Source organism: Jatrophihabitans sp. (genome assembly GCF_036389215.1).
Taxonomy (GTDB): Bacteria; Actinomycetota; Actinomycetes; order Mycobacteriales; family Jatrophihabitantaceae; genus Jatrophihabitans_A.
In genome coordinates this window covers 23043-32918 of record NZ_DASVQG010000356.1, presented here as the reverse complement: position 1 = coordinate 32918, position 9876 = coordinate 23043, and the positions used below count along the sequence as shown (strand labels likewise).

The window sequence follows — 9876 nt, the reverse complement described above, 5'->3', positions numbered from 1 at the left end:
GCGGCACCGCCGTCCACGGCCACCACCCGGACCGGCCCACAGCGCGGCTCGGCCGCCTCCACCAACTCAGCCAGCTGCTCGAGTGTCGGCATTCGGGCCGGCGGCAGGCTCAGACAACCGCCCCGTCGTCATCGGAGTCATCTCGTGGTTCCGGTCGCAGCCGCAGCACCAGCAGCGCCGAGCCGAACAGCACCAGCACCACCCCGAGCGGCAGCGGCAGGTCTGACGGCAGTCCCAGCGGGTAGCCGAAGGCCAGCACGAAGATGCCGAGCAGGGTCACCAGCACCGCCATCGCGGTCGCCCGCGCCGGCCGGGGCAGCGGCGGGGCCGGCGGCGGCACGAAGTGCTCCACCTCGTCCAGCGGGTCGCGGCGGGCAGTGCCGGGCTGCTGGACCGGTGGCAGGACCGGCGGCGGCCCGGGTGCCGGCCGGTCCAGGTCGATGTGCATATCGTCCTGCATGCCGGCGACGATCCTGGCGAACTCGGCGTCGGTGTCGATGCCGGCCAGCGGGTCCACCGGCGGCTCCTCACGCTCGCGGTCCCAGTGCCGGTGCTGGGCCACCTCGATGCCCAGTTCCGTCGCGATCTCGGTCAGCACCTGGCGGGCTTCGGAGGTCTGGTCGGCGGCCACGTACAACCGGTCGGCGGTCACCGGGTCACTGGTCGGCGTCGGCTCGACGTAGGCGGGGACGTCACGCAGGCCGAGCACGTCGAGCAGGTGGTCGGCCAGCCGCGGATCGACGTCGGCGACGGGGGAGAACTTGTCCGAATCCAGGCCGTTGTCGCGGCGGCCCCGGTGCGAGGCGGGCGAGCTCACGCTAGTCCCTGACGCCGGTGCGGGTGTGCTCGGCGATGAACTCGACGGTGCCGGTGAAGATCAGCTCGGCGTCGTTGTCGACGGTGGCCACGTGATAGCTGTCGTGCAGGCTGACCTCGCGCACCGTCGTGGAGGTGGCCCCGGCGTGCAGCAGCTTGCCCGACAGCGGGTCCACCACGTGGTCCTCGACGGAGTGGAAGTACAGGATCGGCACGGTGATCTTTCCCAGGTCCGCGATCGTCAGCCGCCACATGGCCTGCATGGAGACGAAGGCGCGCAGCGGCGTCCGGTCATAGCTCAGCTCCGCCGTCCCGGGCTTCTTGATGTCGCTGCCGATGCCCGGCCGCGAGCGCACGGCCCAGGCCAGGTAGCGCGCCAGCGAGGCGTCCTTGCGCATGGTGCCGTAGGCGACGTTGACCAGCACCAGGCCGGCCAGCTTGCTCGACGGCTGCCCGGCAAGATTCTCGGCAAGCCGGGTGACCAGGGTGCCGCCCATCGACAGCCCGCACGCGAACACGGTGTCGCAGCGCTCGGCGAGCTCCTCGTAGGCCCGGCGGATCTCTGCGTACCAGTCGGTCCAGGTGGTGCGGTTCATCTCCTGCCAGGTGGTGCCGTGGCCGGGCAGCCGGGGCAGCCGCACCGTGTAGCCCTGAGCCGCCAGGTGCTCGGCCCAGGGCCGCATGCTCTGCGGCGTGCCGGTGAAGCCGTGGCTGATCAGCACGCCGGTCCGGCCGGCAGCGCCGTCACCGTCGGCTGCGAACGGCTCGGCACCTTCAACGATCAGCACCCGCTACTCCTTCGTGTGATAGCTGCTCTTATCATGCCGTGGCGGGTCCGTCCTGGCGAGTCCTCCGATGCCCCACCCCGATGGTCCAGCCGACGCGCTGGCCGCTTGATTGTCCCCCGTGTCCGGGCCGGGCTATGGTCGAGGCACTCGATAGGTTCGGTGACTGTGCTGGAGGCCACTGAGTGCTGTACTGGTTCCTGAAGACCGTCGGGCTCGGTCCCTGGTTGAAGGCGATCTGGCGACCTTACGTCGAGGGCGCCGAGAACGTGCCGGAGACCGGCGGCGCGATCCTGGCCAGCAACCATCTCTCCTTCTGCGACTCCTTCTTCATGCCGCTGATGGTCAAGCGCCGGGTCACCTTCCTGGCCAAGGCCGAGTACTTCAACACGCCGGGGATCAAGGGCCGGCTGTCCCGGGTGTTCTTCGCCGGGGTCGGCCAGGTGCCGATCGATCGCAACGACGCCGACGCCGCCAAGGGCGCGCTGACCGCCGGCGTCCGGATCCTGCGCAAGGGGGAGCTGCTCGGCATCTATCCCGAGGGCACCCGGTCACCGGACGGCCGGCTGTACAAGGGCAAGACCGGCGTCGCCCGGATGGCACTGGAAGCAGGCGTGCCGGTGATCCCGGTGGCCATGATCGACACCGAGAAGATGATGCCCACCGGCCGCAAGCTGCCGCACCTGAGGCCGCGGCCCGGGGTCCGGTTCGGCAAGCCGCTGGACTTCTCCCGCTACGAGGGGCTGGCCGGCGACCGGTTCGTGGAACGGTCGATGACCGATGAGATCATGTACGAGCTGATGCAGCTGTCCGGCCAGGAGTACGTCGACACCTACGCCAGCAAGGTCAAGCTGCAGACCGGGGCGAACCTCGGCTTCGGCGCCAGAAAAGGGCTGGCGCATCCTGACGCGGTGGGAAGTACCACCCACGATCGGGTGCCCGCCGAACGGGCCGGCTGAGAACGCCGGCGGCCGGGGTGCGGTACTTCTACGACTGCGAGTTCATCGAGGACGGGCGCACCATCTCGCTGGTCTCGATCGGTTTCGTCGACGAGAACGGCCGGGAGTTCTACGCCGTCTCCACCGAATTCGACCCGGACCGGGCGATCGACTGGGTACGCCGGCACGTGCTCAACCAGTTGCCCTCGCCGTCGGACCCCGCCTGGCGATCCCGGGACCGGATTCGTGAGGACCTGCTGGCCTACCTGATGGAACCGGGCGAGCCGATCGAGCTGTGGGCCTGGATGGCCAGCTATGACCACGTGGCGCTGGCCCAGCTGTGGGGTGACATGCGGGCGCTGCCGCGCCAGATCCCGCGCTTCACCCACGAGCTGCGCCAGTTGTGGGAGGCCGCGGGGTCACCGCCGTTGCCGGTCGCCGGTGCCGACGCGCACGACGCCCTGGCCGATGCCCGGCACAACCTCAGCCGCTGGAAGCTGATCGCCGGAGCGGTGGCAGCCGAGGCCGCCAGCGATCGCTAAGCTCGAAAACGTCCCGACAGCGCCGTCGATCGCTTCGCCCCCCGCACGTTGCCTTGCATGTTGTCTTCGCATGTTGTCTTCGCGGCTCGTCTCCGACAGCCGTGACGGAAAGGACCGCCAGATGCGTATCGGTGTACTTACCGGCGGGGGAGACTGCCCCGGTCTGAACGCGGTGATCCGCGCCGTGGTCCGCAAGGGCGCCGGGGTGTTCGGCTATGAGTTCGTGGGATTCCGCGACGGCTGGAAGGGCCCGCTGGAGGGCCTGACGATGGAGCTGGGGATCGCCGAGGTGCGCGGCATCCTGCCTCGCGGCGGCACCATCCTGGGATCGTCGCGGACCAACCCGTTCAAGATCGACGGCGGCGTGGACAAGATCCGGGAGAACCTGCACAGCCTCGGCGTCGACGCGCTGATCGCGATCGGCGGTGAGGACACCCTGGGAGTGGCCACCCAGCTGCACGAGCACGGGGTGAACGTCGTCGGGGTGCCCAAGACCATCGACAACGATCTCAACGCCACCGACTACACCTTCGGCTTCGACACCGCGGTGAACATCGCGATGGAAGCCATCGACCGGCTGCACACCACCGCCGAGTCCCACCACCGTGCGCTGATCGTGGAGGTGATGGGGCGCCACGCCGGCTGGATCGCGCTGCACGCCGGCATCGCCGGCGGTGCCAACGTCATCCTGATCCCCGAGCAGCGGTTCTCCATCGAGCGGGTCTGCGCGTATGTGGAGAGCCGGTTCGAGTCGCACTACGCGCCGATCATCGTGATCGCCGAGGGCGCGATGCCGCTCGAAGGCGAGATGTCGACCCTGGACAAGGGCGTCGACGCCTTCGGCCACGCCCGCCTCGGCGGCATCGGCGACTGGCTGGCCTCCGAGATCGAGAGCCGCACCGGCAAGGAGGCCCGCACCACGGTGCTGGGCCACATCCAGCGCGGTGGCACCCCGACCGCCTTCGACCGGGTGCTGGCCACCCGGTTCGGCCTGCACGCCATCGACGCCGTCCACGTCGGCGACTGGGGCAAGATGGTGGCCCTCAGCGGCACCGAGATCGTCCGGGTGCCACTGGCAGATGCCACCAAGGTCCTCAAAACGGTGCCGACCGACTTCTACTCCGAGGCCGAGGTGTTCTTCGGCTGAGCATCGTCCGGTCGGCTGCTATCGCAGGTCTGCCGGGACGACCTCACCCTGCCGTTGAACCACGGGGCGGCGGTGCTGGCCCGCTGTTGCTGCCCGGCGAGGCGATCGAGCGGGCTCCGGGGGCGGCCGTGCGGTCACTGTTGACCGCACAGCCGCCGTCTACTGGTGACCCACGGCCGGCCGCGCCTGGGAGAGGAACGCCTCACGCTCCTGCTTGCTCATGCTGGCCAGTCGTGCCAAGGAAGTACGGGACGAGTGCTAGTCCGGTCAGCGCCATCCACCGGTCGGCATCGGATCCCGGCAGGACCGGTGCGACATCCGGCTGGGTTCTCGTTGACCTCGATCATGTCGGGGGCTCCTGAACGTCGGGAGCGGATACGGGCACGTTATGAACGCCCGGTTATGCGGGAGTTATCGCTGCGTGCTGCGCCGCGTCACGCACCGCCGAGGCGAGCAGTGCCGCGACCTGGCGTGGAATCGGCGCCAGGCAGCTCTGCCTGATCGGTGCGTTGCCAGGGCAGCGGCCCGGCGGGGGGGACCTCCAGCGGCGCCCCGCCGGTCTCGGCGACGAAGTCGCGTGCCGAGTCCAGTGCCAGGTCCAGCGCGGGCTGCCCGCAGGCCTGCCGGGCACAGCACAGCGCCAGGTCCACGCCGGTGGCCTGCAGCACCGCCCGCCGGGTCTGCTCACCCGGCGGGCCCAGCCGCACCCCGCCCACCTGCACCCGGCCCGAGTCCACACCCAGGTCGACGAGTAGCAAGCCGTCCCGGACGCCCAGCTTCAGTGCCAGTTCCGAGGCCTCGGCCCGGATCAACCGCAGGTCCTCGGGGTCGGAGTCCCCGATGACGTCCACCGGTCCCGCCACCACCCCGGAGCGCTGGGCGTGGCGGCCCTCCGCGATCTGGTAGCGCAGCACCGCCAACGCCCTGCTGCGGCGGCCCTCGACCAGCACGGCAACCCGGAACAGCCGCCCGGTCAAGGCCGGCTCGACCAGCATTCCGTTCCCGGGCAAGGCCGGGGTCTCGCTGCGGATCGCGCGGTCGACGTCCTCGACATCGTGCAGCAGGACGGCCGGCCGGTCGGCGTGCCTGGAGCGCAGCAGGCACGGCAACCCGTGTCCGGCGACGTAGCCCTCCAGCGAGGCCCGGTCGGGAGCGCGGGCGGTGTCGAGGTCGTGGTGGCCCAGGGCCAGCAATCGCTGGCGCACCGCCCAGTGGTCATTGATCGCCGTGAAGCCGAGCCGGGGATAGAGCTCGACGCCCAGCACGTCGGCCACGGCGGCTGCCCGGGGATGGGCATGCGGGTCGAACACGGCCACCCGGGTTACCTTCCAGGTGCGATGTGCCGAGACCGCCGTGGCCATCCAGGCATCGCTGGATTCCTCCCGGGGACCGGTGGCCAGGATCCGGTCCACGAAACTCAGCCCCGGCAAGTTCGGTATGTCGGCGGTCAGGCACAGCGAGGTCATGGTCAGTGCCAGACCACGCTGGGCCCGCAGCAATCGTGGCACCGAGCCGGGATCACCGACGATCAGCAGGTGCTGGTTCATCACGGTCTTGCGTAGGCCGGCGGGGGCTGCGCAACACCGGTTGGACCGTGGCTGACCGCGGCATCGAAGCCGGGCGGTTGTGGGGTGTCGAAGTCCGAGTCGGGATCGACCGCGCCAGCGGAACCCGGTCGCGCCGGTGCCCGACCGGCGGAACGGTGCGGGGCCGGTGCCGGGGCACCCCGGTCCGCGCGGCCGGCCGAGACGACCTCGTGCAGGGCGCGCCTGGTCTCCAGCGCCGGATTGATGCCGAGGTCGCGGTCCAGCCGGCGGGCGCAGAGCAAGAACCAGCTACGCGCCCGCTCCGGCTCGCCCAGCCGCCCGTGCTCACGGATCAGGTCCTGGTAGGTCGGCTCGTGGTGCGGGTCGATATGCAGGGTGCGCTGGCTGACGGCCACCAGTTCACGGGTGTCACCGCGGGCCATGGCCGCGCTGCGCAGGACGTCGAGTGCACGCATCGCCAGCGACTTGAAGTGCTCGCGGTACTCCACGGCCCAGTCGCAGTGCTGGCCGCTGAGGAAGTCACCGGCGTACATCGACATCGCGGCTTCCAGGTCGAGCATCGCCCGTGCCCGGTTGCCCTCAGCCGAATGCCGCAACCCGCTTCGCACCAAAGCCTGGAACTCGTCGATGTCGCACCACAGGGTGTCGAACTGGAGCATGTAACCGAAGTCCCGGTGCAGCAACCGAATCCCGGACTCGCTCGGCCCGGTGCTGGTGCGAGCCGCGCCCACGACGGAGCGAGCGGCGTGGCAGGCGACCTTGAGCGAACTCGCGGCCGGCCTCCACTCGGCGTCGGGCCACAGCACGCTGTTGAGCCGGTCCCGGGTGATCAGCTGACCACGGTGCAACGTCAGGTACTGGAACAGGCTGCGGGCCTTTCCGGCCCGCCACCGGTCGATTTCGCGCCCTTGCACGGTCAGGGCGAAGGGGCCGAAGAAACGGGCTGAGACCTGCGCCTGGTCAGCGACCGGCCTTTCCTCCACCGGTAGCGGCATCTGCACCATAGTCATTGATTTCCTCCGTGTTCGTGGCCCGGGAGGGGCCAGCCGGTTCTTCCGATCCGTACTGCGGACGGTAGGAACCATTCGGACCGGGCGGCAGGGCGTAGCGGCAAAAATGGCCCGAAGGTGAACCGAAGGTCGTAGTGGGACCCCACCCGGTAGTAGTGCGGATGACCCGGCAGGACGAGGCGCGGGTAGCCCGTCACATCCGAAGATTCCCGCATGACTCAGACTTTTCTCGCAAGTTCTCTCTCGCTCGACCATTCCGCCGGTACGGCCCCGGATGGGGCCGGCCGTATTTTTCGGACAGCAGTGGGGGTGATCCGGGAGTCGCGTCCCGCGGTGCAGGCGATCTTTCTCGTCCGGGCCTGCGTTGCCGCGGGCATTCCGTTCCAGTTCAGCGCTCGGGCAGCCGGTGTGATCGCGGGCTGGTCGATGCTGTCGGTGGCGATCTACGTGCTCAACGGGGTGACCGACCGCGAGGGGGACCGGATCAACGGTTCGCGCCGGCCGATCGCGAGCGGGCAGCTGCTGCCGGGTACCGCGCTATCGGCGGCCGTGCTGCTGGCCGTTGCCGGAACCGCGCTCTGTGCGGCCGCGGACACGTGGGCACTGCCGCTCGCCGCTGGTTTCCTGCTTCTGGGATGGGCCTACTCGGCCGGTCCGGCCCTGAAGAACAGCCCGGTGGGTTTCGCGGCCACCATCGGCGGCGGTGCCGGCCTGACGTACGCGGCCGGGTGGGTGGCCGGTGGACAGGCGCGGCCGGCGCAGCTCGGCTTCGGTATTGCCATGGCGGTGTGGGTCAGTCTGGCCTGTGCCGCCAAGGACTTCTCCGACGCCGAGGGCGACCGGCTCGCCGGCCGGCGCACCTGGCCCGTGCTGCTCGGCGCTCGCCGCGCCGCCAGTTGCCTCCGGATCTGCGCCCTCGCCGGTTCGCTGGTGATGGTGGCTGCCGCGATCGTGCTCGCCTCGTCATTGTGGCTGGCGGCGCTGGTGGTGGTAACGGGGTCGATTGCGCTGGGCCGGACCTGTGCGAGGTCGGTGTCGCCGCGCGGGGCCCGACCCAGCCGGGCAGCCCGTCGCGGCCCTTACCGGGTGTACATGTCCACCCAATACAGCGCTCATCTGGCGCTGGTGCTGGTGGCACCCCTGGCCTAGCAGGCGCGGGGCCTGACTCCGCGCGCCCGATCGTGCATAATCAGCGCAGCTGCAAGGTCTGAACCATCACGTACAAGCAGCGTTGGAGTGGCACGGTGACACGATCCGAGCCTGGCCCCGAATTTCGATTGAGCCGTGCCGAACGTGAGCGGATCGCCAGCAGGTATCGGAACTTGCTGCGCCGCGACGGCAGTCCGTTGCTGATGGTGGAGCAGATCCGCAACCAGCTGGTCGAACAGCTCGGTGAGGTGCTCGACGCGGTCGAGCGCTGGTTGCAACCCCGCAGCCAGGCGGCACCGGCAACCTCGCAGGAGGCGTTGGCTGACCTGAGCCTGCGGATCGGTGCCGAGCGAGCCGCGGCGGGTATCCATCCGGTCCAGTCGTTGCACGCCGCGTCCCTGATCTACGAGGCGGCCGTGCCGGTGGTTGCCGAGGCCCTTGCCGTGGCGGGATGGGATTCTGCTGATCTGGAGGCAGGCCTGGCGCTCAATCGAGCGATCATGCACCGGATGATGGCGGCTTCCAGCACCTACGTCGACTACCTGCTGACCAAGGTGCACAGCTCGCACCGCGACGAGCGCCGGCGGCTGGCGCGAGAGTTGCACGACATGGCCGCACCCGCCGTGGCAGTAGGGCTGCAGAACATCGACCTGCACGGCGTGTACGCCGACCTCGACGCGCTGAAGGCCGCCAGCCATCTGGCCACTGCCCGCTCCAGCCTGCTCGATGCCCTCAGCATCATTCGCGACCTGTCGGCACAGACCCGCGAGGCGGTGGGTCGCTGCGGGCTCGCCGAAGCGATCGGCCGCTACGCCGAGACGGTGTATCCGTCGATCGCCGTCGAGCTGAACACCCTCGGCGACCTGGACGGGCTGCACATCGCCCATCGCGAAGAGGTGTTTCTCATCGTCCGTGAAGCGATCCGGAACGCGGTCAACCACGGTTCGCCGCATCGGATCACGGTGTCGATCGCCGCTGACGTGGACCTCGTCGCCGAGGTGGTCGACGACGGAACGGGATTCGATGTCGACGCGCTGCTGGCGGACGAGAACAGCAGCGTCGGGCTGAACTCGATGCGCGAACGTGCCGAGCTGCTCGGTGGCGTGGTGGTGGTCACCAGCCGGCCAGGCCAGGGCACCCAGGTATGGCTGAGCGTTCCGATCGCCGACGAGAAGGTGCACGGCACGACCGTGCGGCTGGCCGAGACCCAACGCGGCAACAACGCGCCGCGGAGCGACTCCGCGCTGACCAGGGTGAACGCACGCTCCGGTGACTGACGAGATCAGGATCGTCGTCGTCGACGACCACAGCCTGTTCCGCGCCGGGGTCACCGAGCTGCTCCGGTCGGTGCCCGGCTTCGTCGTCGAAGCTGAGGGCGCCTCGGGCACCGACGCCATCGCGCTGTGCCGGCAGCTGCATCCGCACGTGCTCATCATGGATGTCGAGATGCCGGGACCGGGGGCGCCGGCCACTGTGCGCCAGGTCAGCCGCGACAGCCCGACCACCCGGATCATCGTGTTGACCATGCACGACAGCAGCACGCTGGTGCGCGAGCTGATCGGCCTGGGCGCCTCGGCATACCTGCACAAGTCGGCAGGGCGTCCGGAACTGGCCGCGGCCGTCAATTCGGTGATGCGGGATGCCGACCAGGTGCTGGTAGCGGTGTCGCGAACCTCGATGCTCGGTCCCGAACGGTCGGAGTCGACGCCCGGCCTGGTGTCGGCCCGCGAGTTGGAAGTGCTGACCTTGCTCGCACAGGGCCTGAGCAATTCCGAGATAGCCGCCAGGCTGTTCATCAGCGACAGCACCGTCAAGCGGCACCTCACCAATGTCTACGCCAAGCTGGGAGCTGCCTCGCGGGTGGACGCGGTCCGCAGGGCCCAGGCGGCGAACCTGTTTGCTGGATAAGGCTATTCCGGACGGGCGTTGCCCGAAGACCTGA

10 protein-coding genes are annotated in these 9876 nt (G+C 69.6%); 6 read left to right on the top strand and 4 right to left on the bottom strand.

All coding sequences use genetic code 11. The features are described 5' to 3' along the window. Positions 1–109: 109 nt before the first annotated feature. Positions 110–817, bottom strand: coding sequence for a hypothetical protein (locus tag VF542_RS20605; protein WP_408653571.1), 708 nt, complete (start codon positions 815–817; stop codon positions 110–112). 1 nt (position 818) lies between these two features. Then, the gene (locus tag VF542_RS20600) at positions 819–1604 is read right to left on the bottom strand and encodes an alpha/beta hydrolase (protein WP_408653570.1); all 786 of its coding nucleotides are present in this window, start codon (positions 1602–1604) and stop codon (positions 819–821) included. 182 nt (positions 1605–1786) lie between these two features. Between VF542_RS20600 and VF542_RS20595 the strand changes: the two genes are divergently transcribed. The 3 genes from VF542_RS20595 to VF542_RS20585 all read left to right on the top strand — a co-directional run bounded on the left by VF542_RS20595 (position 1787) and on the right by VF542_RS20585 (position 4228). Beyond that, positions 1787–2560: a lysophospholipid acyltransferase family protein gene (locus VF542_RS20595; protein WP_408653569.1), complete on the top strand. Its 774-nt coding sequence runs from the start codon at positions 1787–1789 to the stop codon at positions 2558–2560. 17 nt (positions 2561–2577) lie between these two features. Then, complete coding sequence (locus tag VF542_RS20590) at positions 2578–3081, top strand: polyadenylate-specific 3'-exoribonuclease AS (protein WP_408653568.1); 504 nt, start codon at positions 2578–2580, stop codon at positions 3079–3081. Positions 3082–3202: 121 nt separating this feature from the next. After that, complete coding sequence (locus tag VF542_RS20585; protein WP_408653567.1) at positions 3203–4228, top strand: 6-phosphofructokinase; 1026 nt, start codon at positions 3203–3205, stop codon at positions 4226–4228. 434 nt (positions 4229–4662) lie between these two features. On the opposite strand, the gene VF542_RS20580 is transcribed toward VF542_RS20585, so the two are convergent. After that, positions 4663–5775, bottom strand: a complete 1113-nt coding sequence (locus VF542_RS20580; RefSeq protein ID WP_408653566.1) for a hypothetical protein — start codon at positions 5773–5775, stop codon at positions 4663–4665. Beyond that, positions 5775–6785, bottom strand: a complete 1011-nt coding sequence (locus VF542_RS20575) for an AfsR/SARP family transcriptional regulator (protein ID WP_408653565.1) — start codon at positions 6783–6785, stop codon at positions 5775–5777. The genes VF542_RS20580 and VF542_RS20575 overlap by 1 nt, the downstream gene beginning before the upstream one ends. A 213-nt stretch (positions 6786–6998) precedes the next feature. On the opposite strand from VF542_RS20575, the gene VF542_RS20570 reads away from it, so the two are divergent. The 3 genes from VF542_RS20570 (at position 6999) to VF542_RS20560 (ending at position 9842) form a co-directional block, all read left to right on the top strand. Next, positions 6999–7934 (top strand): UbiA family prenyltransferase, encoded by a 936-nt coding sequence (locus VF542_RS20570; RefSeq protein WP_408653564.1) that lies wholly within the window; start codon positions 6999–7001, stop codon positions 7932–7934. A gap of 173 nt (positions 7935–8107) precedes the next feature. Next, on the top strand, positions 8108–9211 hold the full coding sequence (locus tag VF542_RS20565; RefSeq protein WP_408653563.1) for a sensor histidine kinase: 1104 nt from the start codon (positions 8108–8110) through the stop codon (positions 9209–9211). Beyond that, positions 9204–9842 (top strand): response regulator, encoded by a 639-nt coding sequence (locus VF542_RS20560; RefSeq protein WP_408653562.1) that lies wholly within the window; start codon positions 9204–9206, stop codon positions 9840–9842. The genes VF542_RS20565 and VF542_RS20560 overlap by 8 nt, the downstream gene beginning before the upstream one ends. The last annotated feature ends 34 nt before the right edge of the window (positions 9843–9876 follow it).

Bases quoted from the DNA above. Each gene is read 5' to 3' on its own strand.
- VF542_RS20580 (WP_408653566.1), bottom strand. From the start codon at position 5,775: ATGAACCAGCACCTGCTGATCGTCGGTGATCCCGGCTCGGTGCCACGA.
- VF542_RS20585 (WP_408653567.1), top strand. From the start codon at position 3,203: ATGCGTATCGGTGTACTTACCGGCGGGGGAGACTGCCCCGGTCTGAAC.
- VF542_RS20575 (WP_408653565.1), bottom strand. From the start codon at position 6,785: ATGACTATGGTGCAGATGCCGCTACCGGTGGAGGAAAGGCCGGTCGCT.
- VF542_RS20570 (WP_408653564.1), top strand. From the start codon at position 6,999: ATGACTCAGACTTTTCTCGCAAGTTCTCTCTCGCTCGACCATTCCGCC.